The sequence below is a fragment of the Pseudomonas sp. GV047 genome (assembly GCF_003058245.1).
Taxonomy (GTDB): domain Bacteria; phylum Pseudomonadota; class Gammaproteobacteria; order Pseudomonadales; family Pseudomonadaceae; genus Aquipseudomonas; species Aquipseudomonas marginalis.
Genome location: NZ_QCWA01000014.1, coordinates 25,473 through 47,009 on the forward strand (window position 1 = coordinate 25,473; position 21,537 = coordinate 47,009).

Annotated in this window: 24 protein-coding genes and 2 pseudogenes; 25 read left to right on the forward strand and 1 reads right to left on the reverse strand. The window is 48.2% G+C overall.

What is annotated here, in order from left to right:
• Window positions 1-85: 85 nt before the first annotated feature.
• A complete protein-coding gene (locus C8K58_RS27145) occupies window positions 86-2,035 on the reverse strand; it encodes an FAD-dependent oxidoreductase (RefSeq protein WP_108574648.1) in 1,950 nt (649 codons plus the stop codon).
• 317 nt (window positions 2,036-2,352) lie between these two features.
• Between C8K58_RS27145 and C8K58_RS27150 the strand changes: the two are divergent.
• The 25 genes and pseudogenes from C8K58_RS27150 (at window position 2,353) to C8K58_RS27265 (ending at window position 21,471) form a co-directional block, all read left to right on the forward strand.
• Window positions 2,353-2,536: pseudogene (locus C8K58_RS27150) on the forward strand (type II toxin-antitoxin system HicA family toxin).
• Window positions 2,537-2,590: 54 nt separating this feature from the next.
• The gene (locus tag C8K58_RS27155) at window positions 2,591-2,992 is read left to right on the forward strand and encodes a type II toxin-antitoxin system HicB family antitoxin (protein ID WP_108574650.1); all 402 of its coding nucleotides are present in this window, start codon (window positions 2,591-2,593) and stop codon (window positions 2,990-2,992) included.
• A gap of 279 nt (window positions 2,993-3,271) precedes the next feature.
• A pseudogene (locus C8K58_RS32810) lies at window positions 3,272-3,463 on the forward strand (FKBP-type peptidyl-prolyl cis-trans isomerase); the annotation flags it as partial.
• A 54-nt stretch (window positions 3,464-3,517) separates the two neighbouring features.
• Complete coding sequence (locus tag C8K58_RS27160; protein ID WP_256592559.1) at window positions 3,518-5,104, forward strand: recombinase family protein; 1,587 nt, start codon at window positions 3,518-3,520, stop codon at window positions 5,102-5,104.
• A gap of 790 nt (window positions 5,105-5,894) precedes the next feature.
• Entirely contained in the window at window positions 5,895-6,839 is a 945-nt protein-coding gene (locus tag C8K58_RS27165) for a hypothetical protein (protein ID WP_108574652.1), read from the forward strand.
• A gap of 55 nt (window positions 6,840-6,894) precedes the next feature.
• Entirely contained in the window at window positions 6,895-7,731 is an 837-nt protein-coding gene (locus C8K58_RS27170) for a hypothetical protein (RefSeq protein ID WP_108574653.1), read from the forward strand.
• A gap of 2 nt (window positions 7,732-7,733) precedes the next feature.
• Window positions 7,734-8,150 carry a hypothetical protein gene (locus tag C8K58_RS27175; RefSeq protein ID WP_108574654.1) on the forward strand — a complete coding sequence of 139 codons (417 nt, stop codon included), beginning with the start codon at window positions 7,734-7,736 and terminating at the stop codon, window positions 8,148-8,150.
• 19 nt (window positions 8,151-8,169) lie between these two features.
• On the forward strand, window positions 8,170-8,616 hold the full coding sequence (locus tag C8K58_RS27180) for a hypothetical protein (protein WP_108574655.1): 447 nt from the start codon (window positions 8,170-8,172) through the stop codon (window positions 8,614-8,616).
• Window positions 8,613-9,083 carry a hypothetical protein gene (locus C8K58_RS27185; RefSeq protein WP_108574656.1) on the forward strand — a complete coding sequence of 157 codons (471 nt, stop codon included), beginning with the start codon at window positions 8,613-8,615 and terminating at the stop codon, window positions 9,081-9,083. Before C8K58_RS27180 ends, C8K58_RS27185 begins: the two co-directional genes overlap by 4 nt.
• Complete coding sequence (locus C8K58_RS27190; protein ID WP_108574657.1) at window positions 9,080-9,364, forward strand: hypothetical protein; 285 nt, start codon at window positions 9,080-9,082, stop codon at window positions 9,362-9,364. Before C8K58_RS27185 ends, C8K58_RS27190 begins: the two co-directional genes overlap by 4 nt.
• Window positions 9,365-9,501: 137 nt before the next feature.
• Window positions 9,502-10,245: a phage baseplate protein gene (locus C8K58_RS27195; RefSeq protein WP_108574658.1), complete on the forward strand. Its 744-nt coding sequence runs from the start codon at window positions 9,502-9,504 to the stop codon at window positions 10,243-10,245.
• A 1,556-nt stretch (window positions 10,246-11,801) separates the two neighbouring features.
• A complete protein-coding gene (locus C8K58_RS27200; protein ID WP_108574659.1) occupies window positions 11,802-12,782 on the forward strand; it encodes a hypothetical protein in 981 nt (326 codons plus the stop codon).
• 1,261 nt (window positions 12,783-14,043) lie between these two features.
• Window positions 14,044-14,178 carry a hypothetical protein gene (locus tag C8K58_RS32815; RefSeq protein WP_256592553.1) on the forward strand — a complete coding sequence of 45 codons (135 nt, stop codon included), beginning with the start codon at window positions 14,044-14,046 and terminating at the stop codon, window positions 14,176-14,178.
• 90 nt (window positions 14,179-14,268) lie between these two features.
• The gene (locus C8K58_RS27210) at window positions 14,269-14,490 is read left to right on the forward strand and encodes a hypothetical protein (protein ID WP_108574661.1); all 222 of its coding nucleotides are present in this window, start codon (window positions 14,269-14,271) and stop codon (window positions 14,488-14,490) included.
• A 31-nt stretch (window positions 14,491-14,521) separates the two neighbouring features.
• Window positions 14,522-14,782 carry a hypothetical protein gene (locus C8K58_RS27215; protein ID WP_108574662.1) on the forward strand — a complete coding sequence of 87 codons (261 nt, stop codon included), beginning with the start codon at window positions 14,522-14,524 and terminating at the stop codon, window positions 14,780-14,782.
• A 36-nt stretch (window positions 14,783-14,818) separates the two neighbouring features.
• Window positions 14,819-15,349, forward strand: a complete 531-nt coding sequence (locus tag C8K58_RS27220; RefSeq protein ID WP_108574663.1) for a hypothetical protein — start codon at window positions 14,819-14,821, stop codon at window positions 15,347-15,349.
• A complete protein-coding gene (locus tag C8K58_RS27225; RefSeq protein WP_108574664.1) occupies window positions 15,349-15,879 on the forward strand; it encodes a hypothetical protein in 531 nt (176 codons plus the stop codon). Before C8K58_RS27220 ends, C8K58_RS27225 begins: the two co-directional genes overlap by 1 nt.
• Before the next feature lie 13 nt (window positions 15,880-15,892).
• Window positions 15,893-16,138 (forward strand): hypothetical protein, encoded by a 246-nt coding sequence (locus tag C8K58_RS27230; protein ID WP_108574665.1) that lies wholly within the window; start codon window positions 15,893-15,895, stop codon window positions 16,136-16,138.
• A gap of 20 nt (window positions 16,139-16,158) precedes the next feature.
• A complete protein-coding gene (locus C8K58_RS33225; RefSeq protein ID WP_371921659.1) occupies window positions 16,159-16,485 on the forward strand; it encodes a hypothetical protein in 327 nt (108 codons plus the stop codon).
• Between the two features lie 68 nt (window positions 16,486-16,553).
• The gene (locus tag C8K58_RS27240; RefSeq protein ID WP_108574667.1) at window positions 16,554-16,838 is read left to right on the forward strand and encodes a hypothetical protein; all 285 of its coding nucleotides are present in this window, start codon (window positions 16,554-16,556) and stop codon (window positions 16,836-16,838) included.
• Between the two features lie 131 nt (window positions 16,839-16,969).
• The gene (locus C8K58_RS27245; protein ID WP_108574668.1) at window positions 16,970-17,347 is read left to right on the forward strand and encodes a hypothetical protein; all 378 of its coding nucleotides are present in this window, start codon (window positions 16,970-16,972) and stop codon (window positions 17,345-17,347) included.
• Between the two features lie 11 nt (window positions 17,348-17,358).
• A complete protein-coding gene (locus tag C8K58_RS27250) occupies window positions 17,359-17,799 on the forward strand; it encodes a hypothetical protein (protein ID WP_108574669.1) in 441 nt (146 codons plus the stop codon).
• Between the two features lie 19 nt (window positions 17,800-17,818).
• Complete coding sequence (locus C8K58_RS27255; protein WP_108574670.1) at window positions 17,819-20,137, forward strand: hypothetical protein; 2,319 nt, start codon at window positions 17,819-17,821, stop codon at window positions 20,135-20,137.
• A 120-nt stretch (window positions 20,138-20,257) separates the two neighbouring features.
• Window positions 20,258-20,530, forward strand: a complete 273-nt coding sequence (locus tag C8K58_RS27260) for a hypothetical protein (protein ID WP_256592554.1) — start codon at window positions 20,258-20,260, stop codon at window positions 20,528-20,530.
• 185 nt (window positions 20,531-20,715) lie between these two features.
• On the forward strand, window positions 20,716-21,471 hold the full coding sequence (locus C8K58_RS27265) for a Gp138 family membrane-puncturing spike protein (RefSeq protein WP_256592555.1): 756 nt from the start codon (window positions 20,716-20,718) through the stop codon (window positions 21,469-21,471).
• Window positions 21,472-21,537 lie beyond the last annotated feature (66 nt).

Below are 21,537 nucleotides of genomic sequence, written 5' to 3' on the forward strand. Positions count from 1 at the left end.
TTGGATGTTTATAAGAGGTGAAGAAATGTTTAAAGAAAAGTCAGATAATTCCTGTTGTGACGTAGCCGGATTCTCTTGATGTAGTTTAAGTCTCTGTCTTGTACTCTGGATAATCTTGCATGCAAAAATCTCCATTGAATTTTGCTTGGGTCTTGTTGCAGATATTGATCACAGTATCAATGGCGCCTCTGAAGCAAGGTTCTGTCCAGCCAGCATCCACAGAAAAAGATTCACCACAAAGATAAAGCCCGGATGTGAGAGAGAAGTCCCTGTTGTATTTCATCAGGCCTACGGCGTCGTAGTAGGTGCCAGGGCGATAGAGTTTTGCACAGCCAAGGGCGTGTTTATCGTTCATCCAGCGCTGAACGATTGCTTGGTCACGTCCTATATAGGGAGAAATGCGTTTTTTAATATTTGTTGACTTCAAAAGTATCCTGTCCAGCTCTTCTATGCATTTGTCGACCAGTTCTCCGTCGCTGAACAGCGAAAGCTTTGTTGCATCATCCTCCCACGTGTAGCTTAAGAGGATACAGTCGTAAGTGTGGTTTTCATTGTAGCGATAGGTGTAGATATCATGTATGAAGCTATCGGTTACAATGGCTTGAGGTATGTTTTTATTGAGTGAGAGGAAAGATTTTTTGAGGGGCGCGTACACCTTGCAGCTGGTTTCCCAATGAGCCGTTTTGTAGGCTGCGATTGTTTCGAAGGGAAGCATGTCTTGGCTGAAATCCTCGATAAGAATTTGTGTTTCTATCAGCCATGATGGAAGGGTGATTACAAGTGAATCGACATCGATAAATTCACTTTTTGTTTTACTCGGCTGTGTAGTGTTCCAGTCGTAGTAAACCCTTGTTTTTCCATTCTCAAGTTTTTTTATTTTCGTTGCAGTACTGTTGGTCAGCAAACCGTATGGGCTTTTCAGTAAGTGTTCATATAATGATTCGGTGGTCTCTTGCGCTTTTATAAAAAGCAGGGATTCGGCCAGTGAGCCAAGACCAATGTAATTTGGTTTATTAAATTTTAGGCCTCTCGAGTCAACTGTCTCTGTGACGTCAAGATAAGGTGACGCCAGGGGGGCACCTTCTGAGTTCACACGGCCGTGGATCAGTTGCAAATGACTGCTGAAACCAAATATCGCCGTGCGTATTGGATAAATCGAGCAGACATCATAGAACGCTCCCCAACTGCCATCACCAATGCCGATTGAGTAAAAAACAGCCGACTCCTGTGCGGTCATTCCCATTCCGCCAAAGTTGCCAGGATCACTTTGCCGCCAGTGATCGATGGTTGGCATCTTCACCAAGTCACGAAATGACGTGCCCTCATATTTTTTTACTATGGCATCCCACATGTATTCCCAAGCGTCAGAGCCGAAATGCTCGGAAACGTGCAGGGCCATCCGTTCAGCAAATGCCTTCCACTTCGCAAAAACGGACCCTAAGATTTCACCGGGTGGTGATGTTTTTCCGTTTGGGTTTTTCCAGATAAGCATTGTGGGTTCACTGTCTCCTTCCAGGCTTCCTTCTCTCAGGTAGATTCCAGTTGAGTGGACGCTGGGGCTGCCGGGGTTTGGGAAGTCGGAGCAGACCAATTCAAATTCATTTGCGTAATAAGCCATGAGCGAACGACCATCTTTGGGCTGCTCATTTGATCTATTGAAGAACGGCATTCTCATTGCGCCCATCTCAAAAGGAGGGCGGCCAACAGTATTCGTATTATTACTACCAAGAGCTGTCAGGTGTCGACCGCCTATACGCTTTGACTTTTCTATTAGTGTGATATTTTTGAAGCCGCACCTATGCAGCTCGCGTGCAGTTGTTAAACCTGTAATTCCCGCACCAATAATGCAAATTTTGTGAGCAGTGTCGGTCGCTTGAGCAACGCCGTTTTCTTGCTCTACCAATGCTCGGTAATCGAAACACAAATCTGGCGGGCTAGGGAATCGTGCCCTCCATTTATTCTTTACAGTGCGCTTTTTACGATGACTTTGTTGGGCTATATCTGCTGGATAATTAAAGTTTGAACCGATGGTCATTTTTGATGTTTCTCGTTCAGAATTGATTTTCTACTTATAGGTTGAATATAGGTTCTGGAAGAGACAATAAGCAGGATGTGATTTTTGGCTAGGGTATGTCGTGTTCTGTTGTAGGTGAAGGGGAACTGGCCCGAGTATTTGATTGTTCCACGCTCCGCGTGAAAGCGATCCAGAGCACAAAGATTGATATTACTTCACTGGCGTAAGGGGTTTACCCGCCGTCATCAAGTCGCAAGATTTTTTATCCGTGTGTCTCGTGTGTGCAAAAAACGCATTACCATTTAGTGGGGTGTATATACACACCCAAGGGTGAGGCGATGAGAAGTCGAGCAGATGATTGACCTGCTGGTTGCGGATGGTTGGTTTGAGGTGGCGGTGAAGGGCAGTCATCATCAGTTCAAGCACCCCGTGAAGCGGGGAAGAGTCACCGTCCCTCATCCCAAGTCAGAGATTGCCAAGGGCACTCTGCACAGTATTCTCAAATCAGCCGGTCTCAAATAATTGCCTGCTGGATGAATTGGGCGAGCTCCCACGGGCTCGGTCAGAGGAGGAGCAATGAAATTCCCTGTGGTAGTACACAAAGATGCTGATTCGGATTACAGCGTGACCGTCCCTGATGTGCCGGGGTGTTTCTCGGCGGGCGGGTCTTTTTCCGAAGCGCTGGACAATGTACATGAGGCATTGGCTCTGCATCTCGAAGGCCTGGTTGCCGATCAGGAACAGCTTCCTCAGGCGCTGGAGGTTGATGCCCATTTGGGTAATCCGGATTTTGCCGGTGGTGTCTGGGCGATAGTCGACTTTGACCTCACGCCTTATCTGGGGAAATCAGTGCGGTTCAATGCCTCTCTGCCGGAACACCTCTTGCAGCGGATTGACGAGCGTGTGCAAAAGGATCATCGCTATGCATCGCGGTCAGGTTTTTTGGCGACGGCAGCGCTGCGTGAGCTCTCTGCGTAAGTAAGCACAAGCGAGCACTCTATATCGGCTTATGGCGTGTTCAAGTCGGGCCGACGCTATATCTACGGGATTTTTGTGGGGGGCAGTACTAAAGCAACGGGGTCGCTGCGCAGCCCAACGGAAGCAAGCTCCCTCGCTTGAGCGACGCAAGCGCTTGGGATTCTCTCGGAAACGTCCTGCAAGTTAAAGGGAAATGTCACGGCTGCGACTGTTCCTGCACTTGCCAAACCCCACCGATTCTGGGAAAACCCCAGCCTTTACGCCTTCAACGAGAACCCCATGAGCCCCGACGAACTCCAAATCACCGACATCCGCCCAGGCACCGGCAAAGCCGTGGTCAAGGGCGCACTGATCACCACCCAGTACACCGGCACCCTGGAAGACGGTACGGTCTTCGATTCGTCCCGGGAGCGGGGCAAGCCGTTCCAGTGTGTGATCGGCACCGGGCGGGTGATCAAGGGCTGGGACCAACGTTTTCAGATGTTAGCATCTACCTCAAGTCATAGAAGAAAGGTGTTTGCAGCAATGAAAGCCCCAGCCACACGGCGCCCCTACGCAATCTCCTACGTTCGTTTCTCAAGCATGAGGCAAACGGGCGGTACATCTGTTGAGCGTCAAGAGGCAATGATTGCCAGTTGGCTTGAGGGCCATCCTGATTACGACCTGTACACCACTGAGTTTAAAGACTTGGCCAAGAGCGGCTTCAAGGGTGAGCATGTTGAGAAGGGCGGCGGTTTCGGTAAGCTCCTTGAGGCAATCCACAGGGGAGCAATCCAAGCTGGTGATGTTGTGTTGGTTGAAGCCCTCGACCGTACAGGCCGACTTGATGCAACAGACATGCTTGGCATTCTTCACCCAATCATCAGTGCTGGTGTGGCAATCATCACCCTTGATGACAATCAGACGTACGACCGTAGTGCATTGAATGGTGCCGGGTTGTTCATGCTGAGTGCCAAGATTCAATCCGCTCACCAGTACAGCGATACACTGTCAAGGCGTGTTGGTGCGTCATACGAGAGCCGTAGGAAGGCAGCAAAGGCAGGTGTAGTGCCCAAGCGTTGGACGCCTCTTTGGTTGACGACAGAGGGAGAGGTGATTGTTAGCATTGCTGCTCAGGTGAAGCTAGCTTATGAGTTGTATGTGTCGGGCTTGGGCAAGACAGCCATTGCTAAACGCTTGCGTGAGTCTGGTGTACCTGAGCTGGCTAAGTGTTCTGGCCCTACCGTTGACGGATGGTTGAAGAACCGTTGTACGGTTGGTGACTGGGAGGCTCACAAGGACAACCCAGACAGAGAAACAGAGGTGATTGCTGGTGTTTATCCGCCAATCATCACATTGGCCCTCTACCAGAAAGCCCAGCTTCACAGGGAGCGTGTTGGAACAGCCAAGCCTGTACAGCACAGTAAACATTTTCTTGTTGGATTGGTGAAGTGTGCTGAGTGTGGCAAGAACTACATTTACCAGAATGTGAACGGCAAGCCTCACAACATGAAGTGCCGTGTCCACACCAATGACAAGCAGTGTCCCAACTTTGCCTGTATCCCAAAGCCCGTTATGGATGCTGTTCTAGCTTGGACTGGTGACAAAGCGAAGCTTGCCGGGATTGCAACTCTACACTCAAGCGTGAATGAGGTTGAGATTGCAGCCCTCAGAGCTGAGATTGATACAGTGACATTCAAGGTCAAGGGATTGATGGATACCATCAAGGCTGTAGGGGCCATTCCAGAGTTCTTGGAAGACTTGAAAGTCTTGACCCTTGAGCGTGATGAACATCAGGCCCGTTTGACGCTCCTAGAGCGTACAGAGAAGCCTGTAGCTGGCAATCACTGGCAATACCAAGCTGAGATGTGGTGGCTTGAAGAGAATGACCCTGAGCGCCTGTCTGCCTTGATGCAGCAAATCGGGTACACCATCACCATTCACCAAGACAAGCGCATTCAGGTGGGGCAAGCCGTCTTCAAATACGATGGCTACCTGAAAGGCTCCAAGGAATACAAGGTGATACAGGCGTACGGCTCGACAGAAGAGCGCCTAGTGATGGTCCGTAAGAACGATTACTGTGAAACTGGGCTGTGTCGTCGTGTTGAAGGTGATGTATACGAGACAGCTTAACGGGTTGTCAATGTAACGAGCTACAAGGCCCCTTTTGGGGCTTTTGTTGTTTCTGGGGTATGCTGACTAGGGCTGTGGCTTAAAACGTCTCCTACGGCCTCACAGAGCCTCACAGCATCATGAGATTCTAATTGATAGGTGGAACACTCAATAAGAGATCTAACTCAACACGGGTTGTTGATGGTTGCACTCTTGATTTGTATGTGATATGCCATTGACATTGTGAGGTTGTTCCTATACCATACAGATATACGTGAACCCCTAGTGGTTGGGGCTGTTCAAGTTGGTTTCCTTATGTGGTTGTTTGTGAATTGATTCCCTTGGCCCTGACAGCTTTTGTTGTCGGGGCTTTTCTTTGTCTGGCATACAACAAATTTGTCACATTGTAAACAATAAAGCTTCCAATGTTATAACAACTGTGCTATACTAACAGTGTTATGGGATGGGAAGTTTTCCTACCTTGTACATGTACTGGGCTGGTACAGAGCGAAAGCTCTTAAAGAGGCTGCCAATGAGTTTGGTGGCCTTTTCTATATCTGGCGTTTGGTACGGTTTAATCAAGTGTCACAACACCCTTATATAAAGAGGATTGCAATGAACATCACTACAAGAACATGTCAGCACTGTGGTTGCACAATGCCGTGCAAGACAGCCCGCAAAGCCTACTGTACGTCCTATTGCAGGACGAATCACCACAACCAACAAACCCTAATCAAATCTGTGAGAGATATTGCTATGACCATCACTAGCACATTCACCGCATTCAAGCCGAACAAGGAAAACAATCATCATGGCCGTTATCAGAGCATCCACTACGACAAATCGCAAATCTGAAAGAATCTATCAGCTCACCGTTGGCGACTATAACAACGGGAAAGGTTTTCAACTCACCAGCGAAGATACAGACCGTCCACTACAAGTGACATTCACTGTAGACAAGTCTAGCGATAACAAGAAAACACACACTGGCAACACAGCCAGTATTGAAGTGTACAACCTATCCCCTGAGCAAGAGCGCATGCTTGACAGCCGATTCATTGAGGCAACTCTCTATGTTGGCTACAAGGACGGCGACGGCCTCAAGCTTCTAGCAAGTGGCAACCTCACAGAATGCTCTACCACCAAGCGTGGTACAGACAGCATCACTCAAATGGTGATTGGTGAAGGTTATGTCAATCTCACTCAATCCAAACTAAGCCGCATCCTTTCGCCCGGTCAAACTGTGCAAGACGTTCTTGTTGCTATCACTGAGAACATGCCCGGTATTGCTCGTGGTCCTATCGTAGGAACAAACCTCAATAGTCCTTTGGTTCACGGCTGGCGTTTGAACGGTACAGCCAAAGAAGAGCTAGACCGAATCACCAAGGCTTACAAGCTTGAATACAACATCACTGGCAACACCCTAACAGTGACTGACGTTAACGCCCCATACTCCAAGAGCGTGACAACTGTCCCTGTTATCAGTGAAACAACAGGCATGATTGAGGCGCCTTTCCGTACAACTGAAAAGCTCAAGCTATCCAAGAAAGACACCCGTGTACGTTATGGCGTGCAAGTTAAGGTGTTGTTGGATGCTGGCTTGGTGCCAAGTCAAGTGGTCAAGATTGAGTATGGTGAGATTACAGGTTACTACCGTATCTGCTCTGTCCAATACACTGGCGACTTTCGGGGCAACAACTGGTATGCAGAACTACAGTGCAATGCAATGGAAGGCGACGACGTGACAGTTGTTTAAAGAACGGCTGTCTAAACAAACAAGCTAGCCCAGCTTACAAAACAAGGAATCCATTATGGCAATTCAAACAAAGAAAATCACTGTAGGTGATAAGTCCTACAAGATCAGACAGCACCCAGCAACTGAGGGCTGTGCAATCCTAGAGCGTTATGGCAATGCCGTTGTAGCGTTCGCTGTATCCCAAGAACACATTGTTGTTGAGAACAAACTACCACGCCCCTTCAACTATCCAGCCCGTACGGCGATTGATGGTAGATGGCTCGCCCTTAACCAGTTCTTGGATAAGGTGGCCGCCCCAGACGAAACATACGAACGCTTTACGCAGCCAGACGCTGGCCCAGTTGGAAAGCTCACAGTACGTGAAGTGTTGGCCGGTAAGACTCTTGAGGATCGCCACAGCGATACAGTGGAGCGTGTCCCAACGCCATTGAGCTACCCAATCACCTACAAGGCTACAGCTAAGCAGGTGCAAGCGCTTGACCTAGAAACTGTGTTTGAAGAGTTTTTCAGATACATCACATTCAATGACGAGCTTCTAGACTTCAATGAGCTTTCCATTGTTGAAGTGGCACAGCTTCTGTCTGCTGTCATTGAATACAACTTCCTACATCTATGGACTAAGGAAAGATTCTCTCTACCAGCAAACTACTCTGGTGCTGGTGCTATCCAGCCGCCACGCTCCCTAGAGAAGGTGAGTCAGAGTTTCAGCCAGTCGAATGTTATCTACAACATCCTCAGATGCACCCAGCCTCTTGCAACTCTATCTGACCTGTCCACCACGCTAAGTGTGAGTGATGCATTTGATGCAAATGAGACAGCCTTGAGAATCTACTTTGAAGATTCTGAAATGAGAAAGGAAGCTGAGAGACAAGCGAAAACTAACGGAGGCTAAGAATGTCCCGAATCACCAAACACATTGAAGCTCTACAAACAATGGGGCTTCACTCCGCAATCTACGAACTAAGGGAATCCGGGGATGGTGACAAGCCATCCTCTCAAGTTGACCTTAGACGGCTGGGGCGTCACTTCAACATGATGCTCAAGCGTAGACACTCCGATGTAACAAACTATCACTTCTTCTGGTTTCGTACAGGGGAAACAATCACGGTTTGCTATACCGGCTCTATGTTCCTGCTAGGGGCTGTAGAAGAGTTCATGACAAAGGCTGTAGAGGTTGGCATTGCTGGCGAAGCGGTTGAACTGTTCTATGGACGTAACAGGGATCAATTTAACGGCGTGCTACAACAACGCCTATCACTATTCAGCCCACAACCACTACAACGCTCTTACGGGGGTGCCCACTTGGGCTGAGAACGCAAGGAACCACATAATGGACAACAACAATCAGGGATGGCTCAAACTCCCGATTACAAGGCTACAGATGCTTATCATCGGTGTGATGATGGGAATCGCTATCACAGCGGCCCCTATCTACTTCACCGGGAAGGTAAAGGAATACGAATACGACAACGTACGAGTACAGAAGGACATTGTTGAGAAGCGTGTTTCTAGCGTTGAAGACAACGTGTACCAACTCAAGCTGAGAGTTGAGGATAGTGAGTTCAAGATTAACGCTCAAGCTGCCTTCACAGACCACGCCGCTAAGAAGCTTGAACGCTTGATGTATGAAGCCAACCCAAAGGCTATGAGCAAGTATGCGCAAGCTGAGGCTGAGGAAGCCCAAGCAAGGGCTGACAAAGCCAAGGGCGTTAGCGTTATCCAGAACGCTAGCCCAGTCATCAATGTAAGCCCGGTTATCAATGGAGGTGCCAAATGACAATAACAACAACGGTATCCACCAAACTTGATATGAAGGGACTAACCAACCTTGCTAGGCGAATGGCCACCCTTGCCAAGCTACAGCCGAAGGTGGGTTTCTTTGAAGACAAGTATGATGATGGTATGCCAGTTGCACAGGTTGCAGCTTGGAACGAACACGGCTCTAGGTTTCACCCTGAAAGGCCATTCATGAAAGAGACAGTAAACAGCGCCCAAACAAGACAGGCGATGGTGAGACTGTTGGTCAAGGCCGCTCAAGCTTCTATCAGTGGAAAGGGCAATGCACGCTCTATCATGGCGATGGTTGGTAAGTTGCTGGTAGGTGAAATCAAAGCCACTATTTCAAACTACCCCGGACATAACAGCCTCAGTACGATTGAAGCCAAAGGCTTTGACCGTCCGCTATACGACACAGGCAAGATGCTTGAGAGCGTCAAGTTTATGTTTGCAGGTGACAAGGCATGACAGACATTATCAGTGATGCTCTGACAGAGCCAACGCCAAGCCTCACGGAATCGCTTCTAAGCCTCTTGGAGCAACACCACGGGGGTTTGTCTACCCAAGCTAGAGAGCGTGCCGCCACGGCCTTTGTACGCTCTCTGGGATGGATGGAAGGCAACCCAACCCTGTGGGAGATTCGCCACATTCAGCCAAGCCACTACATTGACCAGCTCGACAAGCCCAAGACGGTGATTGTCCGTGGCCGTCCTGTAGACGTGTACAAAGCTCAAACGATCGTTCACTAAACACTAAAGCCCCTCAGAGGCGTTCTAGCCTCGTTTGTAACAACACCCCTCACATTGCCCCTACCAAAACCCTAACACGGCTCCAGCGAGCTTGTGGGGGCTTGTACATCCCATTATTCATACAAGGAACAAAACCCATGGCCGATTACGGTGCTAACATGTTCGCTATTATGCGAGCAAACAAAGATGTGATTTTCTTCGATGCAATCACAAGGCTCACAGAAAAGTATTCTGCTGCTGTGACAAAACATCCAATGGCTAACGGAGCCTTGGTGACTGACCACACAACATTCGACAACCCAAAGTTTACTGTCTCTGGCATTCTGTCTGATGCTGACTTCAACTTGTCCCGTCCTTTCATTAGCGATGCTGTGAACGGAAAACAGTACATCAACAAAACCTCTACAGTCACCCCTGTGACAATCACTGAGGTGAGTAGTATCAACAAATACCTACCAGAGGTGATTGCACAGTTTACCAAGGACAGTATCCCTACAGCCTTTGTCACACCTCAAGACAAAGTGAAGACAGCACAAGTTGTTAAGGCTGACTTGGTGGACATGATCACCAGCCGTGAACAGTTCACCTTCTTTGAGTTTGATGGTGGAGCTATCCCGAACAGTTGGCCTAACTGTGTGTTCACTGGTGTTGACTTCATGGAAGACGAAAACACAGGGGCTGGGATTTTCCCTAACCTTGAGTTTGAACAGGTGAGCTATGCAGTGATTCAGAACATCAATGTCAAGATCAGAAGCAAGGGTAAGCAGACTGGCAAGTCTACAACAAAGACGGCTGATGCCAAGTCGGACCCAGCTACAAACCCATCCAACTACACAGGTAAGAGCGCCACTGACTACAGGGCCAATGGAAGCAACACCTGACACAACACCTGACACAACACCTAAGACAGAGCCCCGCCAATGAGTGGGGCTTTCCTTTGTCTGGCGTTTGTTGCCGTGGGCAAAATCTTTTGCTTACGGGAAAGCGGTTCCTAGAAATTCAGGAGCGGCTTGTAGGAGGTGAGGGGAATTTTTCCCTTACCCCAGTTCCTATAATTTCAGGAGCTGGTGTGTGGAGTCCGAAACTTTACGGGCTCCTACAATGAGCAAAAGATTTTGCCGATTGTCACTGACGCTCTGTCAGTTGTACGTGAGCGTAAAATCTCGCTGACGGGTTCTGACGGATTACTGGCTAGAAATTCAGCCGGTAACAAAGGGTGAGAGGGGTATGCAAGATTTTTTGCTGACCCTAGGACCATCGAAATTTTGAGGCTCCTAGCATGGGCAAAAGATTTTGCTGATGTTCGCTGCCCCTCACCTGTGATCGCTGACCTTAGATGGCCTGAAATTTAAGGGCATCTACCCCGGAGGATTCCAGAATTTTATGGGCTCCAAGCGGCTCCCGAATTTTTGGGGGCGTCTCTAGGACAGGTAAGATTTTACTTCTCCCCGGCGTGGGCTGAAATTCCAGCTTACGGCCAATCCCCAGTGTTTACGGGGGTTTATGAAAGTGTCGCATTATAAAGAGAGGAACGATCACCCCACCGAGGGCCAGCCCCTGACAAGTCTAATTGAGTACCAGACCGCTCAATAAGAAAGGCCACCACTCCCCAACGACACTCCCCAACGACACAGCCCCTGACAGCCTCAATCTGAAAGCGTCGCATTCTATAGAGGAACGTCCGAAGGGCATCACCCCAGAAGGAGCTATGCACCAACCAAGGATCAAGAGCGACAGCTCTTAGAGTGAGATTGTTATGGGTAGATTATATTTGATTACACCTAACACACATCACCTCTTGAAAAGGCGAACAGACCGAAGGTCATAGAGTGATCCTGTATGGCGAAGCCATGGAGAGTTCGCACCTACCAGAAGTCTTGTAAGGGGTGATCAGTTTCAGGGGTAACAAGACAAAACCTATAACAAACATCATCACATCCAAAGAGAACAGCCCTTGACCTTTGATTGGTGCAAAACTCTTAGACCGAAGGTCTAGATAGTAACCCTTTTCTTTTTGGGGGATTTGTTATCACAAATATATTTCCCCCAATCTCCTTGAGGTGTATCACTCTCAGTGGTTCCCACTGGGCTTTGTCCCAAAGGAACGTCCCATTGTAGAAGATGGTTCGCGGGGCTGGGACAGCCAATGTTTACTGGGGTAGGGAGTATTTGACGTGGGGCAGTATGTCCCATGTCCCACCCAATAGATATGGTTCTCGCGGTTGGGACATTTGTGTCCCGAGGTAGTCCCTGTCTGGGGTGATCAGTTGTGAGGATGATGTGACAACACACCACTATGAAAATAAATGTCCCAATGTTGTCCCAGATGTCCCAACAGCTATTGACAATTGGGACTTCCATGCTATACTAACAGTAGATAGGGAGAACACACAATCTTCCACAACAACACATCAAATCAAGCATAGGAGTTTACATAATGAAGGTCAAGTACACAGAAGAGCATGCAGCACAGGTTATCACACTACGCCAGCAAGGACTGAGTAGAGCCGCCATTGTCAAGGCTACAGGCTTCACAGAGCGCTTTGTACGTGAACACATGGCAGGCGTAGAGGTTGTGGCTAAGGTGGCTAACACAGACTTTGAGAAAGCTGTATCCCGCGTCTACCCACTGTCTGTACGTCCGCAAGGAATCAAGGACTACGAACTACGCAACATCTGCTTTGAAGTGTACGGCTCCAAGCTGGATGAAGAGAAGGGCGTCTATGTAATCAACTACAGCAAAGACACCATCTACCGCATCAAGGAGCGCTGCAAGGCTCTGGCAGTTGGTACAACATCTGTCCCAACATTCGTGATGGACTGGGTATGTGATGAAGCGCCTACAGCTTCCCGTGTCGCCCTAGAGAGTCTGGCCCTTGAACTTGAGGAAGCCATTCAACAGAAGGTGAACACCTTTATGGAGCAGTTCGCCACAGGGTATGACGACAACCAAACAGAAAGCAGTGAAGCACAACGCAAGCAACAATACGCAGCACGTCGCCACCTTCTGAAACTGGCAATCACAGAGTACAGCCCAGAACATGCAGCAGTGTTGCTAGCACGCTCTCTGACACTCACAGACGCCCTTGATAGTGCAAACGACGCTGAGCTACCAGTTATGGTGCAACGTGCCTCACAACGCATTGTAGAGCCTTATACAGACAGCAACAATGATGATGCTTTCTACGAAGCCGTTGAACAAGCTGAGCAAGAATTGTTTAAGGTTGTAGCTAACACATCCATTGACAACGCACAACAAAACACTGTAGAATCCACACCTCAAAAAGCAACTGATGTTGAAGAGTTTGACGACTTGTTCACATCCCTAATCGAGTACAACCCTGACAGCCTAGGAGGTTCTAATGATCACTACCAAGTATGCACAAGCCAGCCTCAACAACATGGCCTTTCTGCCTAAGCCCAATGCCACCAGCAAAGGTGTTATTGGAGTTATGCAGGTTGCTCAATACAACCTCTCTCAGAAGCTCACAGAGCGAGTACAGCACTGTGTGGGGCAAATCCTACACAGCCGTAAGCTTGGAGCTGCTACCCGGCTCCTACGCTCTCAGAATGAGCTACAAGCTTTGGTCAAGAAGTGGGGCAACGTAGAGTTCAAGAGGGTTTGTTTTGACATGGGTATCACGCCAAAGAGCTTGGCCTAACAGAAAACAACAACCTTTTGACATTGTGATGAAAGTATTTACAAAAATGTCACAATAAATGACATATAGTTATTGACAATTGACAATGTCATGATACAATATAGGTGTAGAGAGGGAAAGAGATACGGAGGTTCCTCAACCTTCCTCTGTATAAGCTCTCTCCTACATTCTCTTGTACGGCCTCACATCTACACAAGGGAACAAATTCTAAGATGGGATTCGTTACCCCGTCGCCCTAGTGATCCTCCTTTCACTAGAGCCCTTTCCAGTTGGTTAGATAGCTGGACCAAATTCCCCCTATTCAAGCGGACCCCTTCTCCCGCTTTGAATGCCATGAGCGTTTGTAGCGTCTCCCCCTTCTTGGACGCTACGCCTCCTAGGTTCTGACAGTAGCCGCTCTACACTGTCAACTCATTCTAAGATTACTCTCTACGGAGTACGCAAAGCCTAAACGCTTGTTGCAGTACCGTGAGTTGCTGGCGACCACTCACAATTAATTCTCAAGTTTCATCCTTTGGATGTTTCCTCTACGCAAAGCCTCTCATGGCTTGGTACAGCCTTACCCAGTGGCTGGCGTGAAACACTGGTAGCACTAACAACACGCCCAGCTTTGGCCTCTGTTGTTTGAAAGACCTGTAGGCAGCATAGGGCGACAAGCTGCCACCTCTTCTAGGTTATCTGCCTTGAGCAATGCTCGGCATATACCACACATCATTCCTTGCTTGAACAGCGACTGAGGCGAAAGCCTCTTTTTCTGTGCCTGTAGGAACTAGCGTTACAACAAGTGTTACAACATAACAGCCCAGCTAAACAACTCAAGTACAAGGAAAACTACTTATGGCTACAACAAAGAAGACATGCATTGTGTGTCAAGGAGGCTTTCTAGCTTCCCGCTCCACTCACGTTCACTGCTCTATGAAGTGTCGCGTTCGTAAGCACAGAGCTACAACGTTCGTTGTCGAACACTCCACACCAACAACAGTAGCTGACGTTGTAACCGAAGCCACAGAACACATGATGAACATGATTAGCAAGCTGACTGACAAAGAGAAGGCTGGTGCGCTCGCCACTCTCTGGCTTGAAACTCCCCAAGAGTTTGCAGCGCGTAAACAATCCATCTTGTACACCATCCTAAAAGGAAAGCAACAATGATCACCGCAGCAATCGCACTGGCAACACTAGCAATCGGGTACACAGTGGGTGTGCTAACTGAAAGACTGACCAGCAAAGGGAGCAAGTGAAATGACAATGACCAGCCTAGAAGCAACAATCGACATTGGGACACTGACAAAGCTGTCTGATAAAGAGTGGCGTACACAGTTCCTAGCAACCCTAGATAGTGATGGCGATTCGACACATGAGACAATGTTGTTCATCCGTGACAACCGCTATCCCAATGACTGTGAAGACGAAAACCTTGAAAACTATCAAGACGTTTGCCACAGCCTCAACATCCCGTTCTAAGCCCAAACATCAAGTATAAGGAAAACTACTAATGACTATCACAGCAATTATCACCAACAAGAGCAACGCCGTTAAGCCGAACCCAAACAACACACCAGAGTATCAAGCAGCTTTGCTAGTAGAGAAAGAGAAATCCAACCTACACATTGCCTGTGAATACTTGGTTGAATCCATGTTGTCTGGTGATGACAAGGCAATCAGTGACTCTTATGACTGGGTGCTACAACGTGCCGAGCTACTGAGCTTTGCTATCGACTTCGAAGCAAGCCTAACAGCCAACCTAGCTGCATAACCCAACCCCAAATCAAGCATATAAGGAAACCAAATAATGACACAGCTACAAATCAAGAAAGCAGACAAAGCAGAACTGGCCCAACTGATCGAATGGGATGTGAGTGCATACAAGCTGGCCGTACAAGGTCGGGACACTTACCTAGATGCATACAAGCGTCCACAGATGTCAGAGTTCAACAAGTTTGGAGCCATTGAAGCCATTACAGCGGCTGGCATGCCTGCTCTATTCGCCAAGGCCCAAGCCAAGATTGATGAAGGTTACAAACTCTACACTGGCTCTGTTCATGAGTTCACCGACACAACAAATCAAGTGAAGATGTACGTTGTAAAGGGCGAAGCTCAACAAGCCAAAGACATTGAAGCTATCACCACTGACGTGACAGCCAAGTATGAGGCAAGCATTGAAGCTCACAACGAACGTGTGTTTGAACAAGAACGTCAAGCCATGTTGATTGAAGAGGCAGAAGCCCGTAAGGCCATTGAGCGTGAAGACGCAGCCAAGGCAGAAGCTGAAATTGATAAGCGTGTTCAAGCTCGTATCCGTGGCATGAAGGCCGCTAAGTAATGTATGCAAAGTCTGATATACAAGCTTGGGTTGGTATCTTTGAAGGTGACAACCCTAGCGACTCGAACGTAGGAGACGAGTGGAAAAGCTTTAAAAGCTTCAAGACTTGGTTTGACAATTTCCAAGTGAGCGGGTGGGTTCTCAACAAAGATTTGATCAAGCCCGGAAACACAACCTACAACCCTGCCACATGTTGCTACGTTCCCCATTATATCCATGAACTCATTATCTACGGCACACCAGACAAAGGCAGTTATCCAAGAGGTGTGATCACTGGTGAGTCACCCGGCAAGTTTGCAGCTCACATTAAGACTAGCAGCGGGAGCCGGGTTGAGGGTTCTTGCGACACACCAGAGGAAGCCCACAAGCTTTGGCAGTTAAAGAAAGCTAGGGCCATCAGCAGTGCAATCGCCAGATACCAGAAAGAGGCTTCAAATGATGATCGTGTTTTGGTCGCCCTTTGGAAGTTTCACGACAAGATTGAAAGCGACAGAAAAAACAACATTGAAACAACTCACTACTCTCACTAAAGGAACTTACACAATGACAATCAAACACAATGTACCAGTGTTCAAGGTTGGAGAGCCGCACCCTGAGTTGCTCGCCCTAATCGAGAAGATGACAAAGCCAGTTGAGAAAGACAACACAGCTCACCTTGAAAACCTTCTTGAGGAGCAGCGTGCAATCATCAAACACAAGCAAGTGATGGATATTATCAATGCACCAAGCGAACAACAGCTAGCCATTGATGCAACAACTGCAATCCTCAAAGCGAAATATGCCAAATGACACAGACAGTCTCTATTGAGATGCCTCTGTACTCTGACACAAAGTACAGGTATGGCATCAGCCTAGAGGGGAAGTCTTATCAGTTTACCTTCTATTGGAATGAACGCTGTTCTCAGTGGCAAGTTGACCTAAGACAAGATGACCAGACACCCCTAGTTCTAGGTTATGCATTGGTGCCACAGTATCCAATGATGCTGGATTACACGTTAGAGGAGTACGGCCTGACAGGCTACTTCCTGCTCTTGCCAATCAACTCAACTATCAGCAACAAGATCACAGAAAGCTCTAACATCATGTCAGAGTTCTTTAGCCTGTTCTACGTCTACAACACAGACGATACAGCCTAAAGCATTTTGCAGGCGTACACAGCCCAACACAATCCCTCACATACACCTATCCTCAAGGAGCTACATACATGAAAACCAACGACAACAAAAGCCTGTTTGATTCTCTGTTCCCTGAGCATGTTGAGATTGCAAAGGCACTGATTAACAGGACAGCAACACACAACACTGTCAGCCTTCAAGCTGTGTACAAGTTTGCCTATACACACAGAGCTGAAATCATCAAGCTCTATGAAGATGGAAAGACAATTGATGACGCTCAAGTGGTGGTCACAACAATGGGTGGGAGCCCTGTACAAAGTACAGCTTCTTTCGCCAGAACAGAACAGATTCTAAAGGAACGATACAACAGATGAAAAGCAATACAGCCCAATACGACACAGACGAATGGGGAGACAAAGAGTCCCGCTCCAAACCAAAGCATAAGAACAAACACCGTGGAAGCCGAGACAGCAAGCGCACTAACGAATCCCCAGAGGATTGATAGATGCCAGCTAACAAACCCACAGCCGAACAAGAACTAAGAATCTCTGCAAACGTATTCAAGAAAGGGATTGAGCCTCTAGAAGCAATGCTAGTGAGTGCAATCAGGTGTGGGTATCCAGAAGAGTTTATCCACATGCTTGAGTACATGATTGAAACCACAAAGACAGTGGCTGAATTTCGAACAAGAGATTTGCCAATCGTACCCCGCAAGAGTGGACGCCCCCGCAAGGATGACCCAACTGTCAAAGACAAGTGTAGAGAAATCTTTGAGGCATTCACTCCACGTTATATCCCATCTAAAACCCGCATCAAGAAACAAGTTGATGTACAGGGCAAAGTGAAGCCACAAGAAGGCTTTACATTCAATTTCACCAAATGAGGTAAACCAATATGACTGACACAAAAGCCACAGCTCTGACCCGTACACACATCGCATTCTTTGAGCAATATGTTGAAGACTTGTTCCGTCGCGCTCTTACAGAAACATCCGCCCCAGACACTAACGTTGATTCAATCCTAGCCTTGATTGACTTCCGTGATTACGGCAAGCGCTTTGGTGAAGCTGTTCTTTCTCAAGTGAGTTACCAAGACTTGAAATACGCTGAGAAGGTGTTGAGTGACGAACGTATCACAAAAGCCACAGCGGCAATCAATCATGCTGTAGCACACATCAAGGTGAGTAAGGACGATAGCATTAACCATGAGGTGGACGCCCGATTCATCCTCAACACAGCAACAACAGAACTTGAACTACTAGACGCTCTAGCAGGCGCCAGCCAAGAAGTACAAGACAAGGCCATTGAAATTCTACAAGCACGCGACGTGGAATGATCACAGGGAGTGACTAACAATGAATGAACAAGCTATTGCGGAACTGTTCGCCAAGATTGGTTTCAAGGTTGACCCGTCTGGCATCAAGCATGCACAACAGTTGCTCAAGGGTTTGGAGCGTCAAGCCCAAGCAACAGGGAAGGCAATGCAAAAGGCCATGGGCGGCGCTGGTTTCAGTGGTAAGCAGATGGCTCAAGCCTCTCAGGCCATGAACAAAGCCCAGTTTGACGCAGCCCTACAGGGCGCCAAGCTACAGAAGATTCAACAACAGGGAGCCGCTACAGGGCTCAAGACACAGCAACAACAGCTCAAGCTAGACCAAGAGCGAGCAAAGCTAGCCGCTATCCAAGCAAAGGCCGCTCAAGCTCAACAGGCCGCTAACGCACGTCAGAACATCGCCAACGCCCTACACAGTACAAACCTTGCTAACCGTGCTGCAAAGGCACAGCAACAGGCTCAGGCTCACACTGTACGCCAAGCTCTGGCCCAACACAGGCTCAACAGAGCTTTGGCTAACCCTACTGGCTCACATCGTCGTGCCGCTGGTGGTAGTCACGGTGGTGGTTTGATTGGCCGTGGCGCTCATGCTCTTCACTCTCTGGGTGGAGCTGGCCGAATGGCTGGTGGTGTGGCTGGCAACCCTCTAGCGGCCCTTGAGGGGCTTGGTGGGAGCCTTGGCGGGGCTGCTGCTGGCCTAGGTGCTGTAGCTGGTGCCGCCGCTCTGGTAGTCGCTGCATTCGCTGCTGTGTCCGCTGCTGCTGTGGGGTTCGCCCGTGAAGCTGAGCGAGCTGCTAACACCAAGAACCAACGTCTAGGACAGTTTGAGTCTGTAGGTGATCGTACAGAGGAAAACGGTAGACGTATGAACAACCGTTTTGAGAACTTCGCCCAAGTTAACGGCCTGTCTACAAAGGATGCTGGTGAGAGCTATGCAAAACTGACTAACGCCTTGGCTGGCAAGTTGGGTGTAGATAAAGGGGCTGATGTTACTGAGGGTTTCATGCGTTATGCAATCAGTCAGCATCTATCCAACATCGACATTAAACGCTCTAGTCTGGGTATGCGTCAAGCTCTAGGCTTTGGACAGTTGAAGGCCCAAGAGACAAACCAAATCATTGAGCCTCTAGGTGCTCATGGTATGGAGTATATGGCCGAAGCTTGGCAGCGTGCTAAGGGCGGAAAACTGACAGGTGATGCAGCCTCTAAAGAGTTCTTGCAAGACCGTCAAGACAGGAAGATTGCAGGTGACATGCTGGTTAAGATGCTTACCAATTTCTCTGAGGTTGTAGATTCTCACGCTAATGATGGTGACATGCTCAACAAAGGGCGGAATACACAACAAGCATGGGACAACCGTATCGCCAACCAATATCAATCTAACATGGCTAACGCTTACGATAAGACGCCATTGAAAGATTCGATGATTGGCAACGGCGGACTGTATGACAGCCTTAACAAAGCGTTGAACGAACTACAACCTGAGTTTGAGGCTACAGGTAAAGCAGCCTCTGTTGTGGTTGATGTTCTGTCTTCCATGATCCAGAAGTTTACAGAGATCACAGCCAAGTTCAATGATGGTGAGAGCTACCTTGATCCTAAGTTTATGTCTGGCTTGGGTGATGCTTTCAAAGAGCTTGGGACAGCCCTTAGCACTCTTTGGAGTACGTTGTTTGACAACGGTGGCCTAACTGGTGGATTCGACATTCTCAAAACATCCCTTGAAGTTGTCGTAGGTGTAATCACATTCATTGTGGATGCACTCACAGCATTCACTGATGTTCTGATTGGTATTGGTCGAGTGATCCAAGACATTGAGTGGTACGCCTCTAAGATCGGTGTTGGCAGTATGACTCAACAGGACCGGGACGCCCAACTAGAGCAACGTAAGAGTGATGACAGTAACAGACAGTGGCAAGTTGACCAGCGTGATGCTAATCAGTGGTTGCTTCAAAAGAAGAAAGATGACCCAACCTACAAACCTGAACAGCTTACACAGCCCAACACTTCCAATATCTTTGGCTCTGGTGAAGTCTCGCCAACAGTGAACTTTGACCCAGCTCAAGCGACAGGACAAAACAAGCTGGCAACTCTAGCCACTCCACCAATCACACCATTCCTACAGCCACAGGTTAACGGTCAAGCAGCCAACAACACTACGAACAACAACGTTCAAGTGACTATTGGTGACACGACAATCAACGGTGCAACTGATGCTGATGCCCTCAAGGCTCAGATGGAAGAGCATAACGCGAAGCTGGTAGACACAGTTAAACAAGCTCTGTCTAAGAACAGCCCCGGTGCTGCTGAGGCAACAATGGTGAGAGCAAGAGGTAACTAAATGAAGATCACGAACACTCCGCCTCTCTGGGGTTGGCTGTTCGGGTTCTGTCTGATTCTGCTAGTGGGGTGTTCGATCCTATCAGTTGACGCCCACAACACAGTCAATGAGTACAAGGCCATGAAGGCCAATGACTTGACGATGATCAGGCAAGAGATTGTTAACGCTTCCCTTGCCCAATCCAATCAGCTTAGAACTCTAATCAACAACAACTCAGAACAACTCAAGCAGTATGTAGATGTGCAAATCCCAAGAGAGGTGCATAACAGCTTTGCCTCTTACACGCCCATCACAATCAACCAAACTGCTAACCCCGCAATGACAACCAACCCCACGCTCAATAATTCCAACAGCCCAGTAGGAGAACACAATGCATCCCGTAGAATTCGATAACATCCAATACCCTTGTTTCTTCGATACCAAGAGTGAAGCAATCAACGCAGCTACAGAATATCTTGACGTACACAACACACGTTCTGTTCACAAGTTCACCGTAGTAGAAGCGTACATCAACCACAAAGAAAAGTGGTTCATGGTTCACAGCAACCGTAAGGCTCTACCCTTGAAAGGAATCCCACATGGCAACTAATACTCAACAGGTGCAAGGTGGATGGATGAATGTCATTGATAACGCCATCTACAACAACAATGAGAACAGCCGTACAGCCTTCCCAGCCAAAGTTGTTGGGGTGAGTGGTCGATTCAATGTCACTGTTGAAATCTCTAACCCACGTAAAGCCGATGACGGCTCTAACATGGATGACACGCACATTATCAACGTTCCTATTGCTCACATGAGAACAGCAAACTCTATGTTCTTGTTCCCAGTGAAGGTTGGTGACACAGGAATGTGTGTGGTGATGGACAACAATACAGACAACTTCAAGATTGCAAACAACACGGCTCCTATCCTCACCTACGACAACCGTATGAAGGATGTACAGGATAGTGTGTTTGTTCCCGGCTTGGCTCCCTTCGCCATCACTACACAACAAGTGAATGGTCTGAGCTTGAGCAATGACCCTAATGACTTGGTGATTGTTCACAACACAGGAACAGGGGCTGAGACTCAGTTTGTTCTCAAGGCTGATGGGAATGCTGTAGTTGAATCTCAGTTCACAGTTAAGGTGATTGGTAAAGACATTGAGCTAAACGCCTCTAACAGCCTCACGCTATCCGCTCAAACAATGAGCATCAACGTTGCTAACACACAGTGGACAGGTCAAGCCTATATCACTGGTGAAGTGACAGTTAACGGTGTTGCTGTATCGACTCACACCCACATGGGTGTAACACCCGGCAATGGTGTAAGCGGCCTTCCAGTTGCTGCATGAGCCCCCTGAGAGCTTGTCTAAGACGTTTTAAGCTACAAGGACGGGCAACCCCAAGGGAAAGCCATC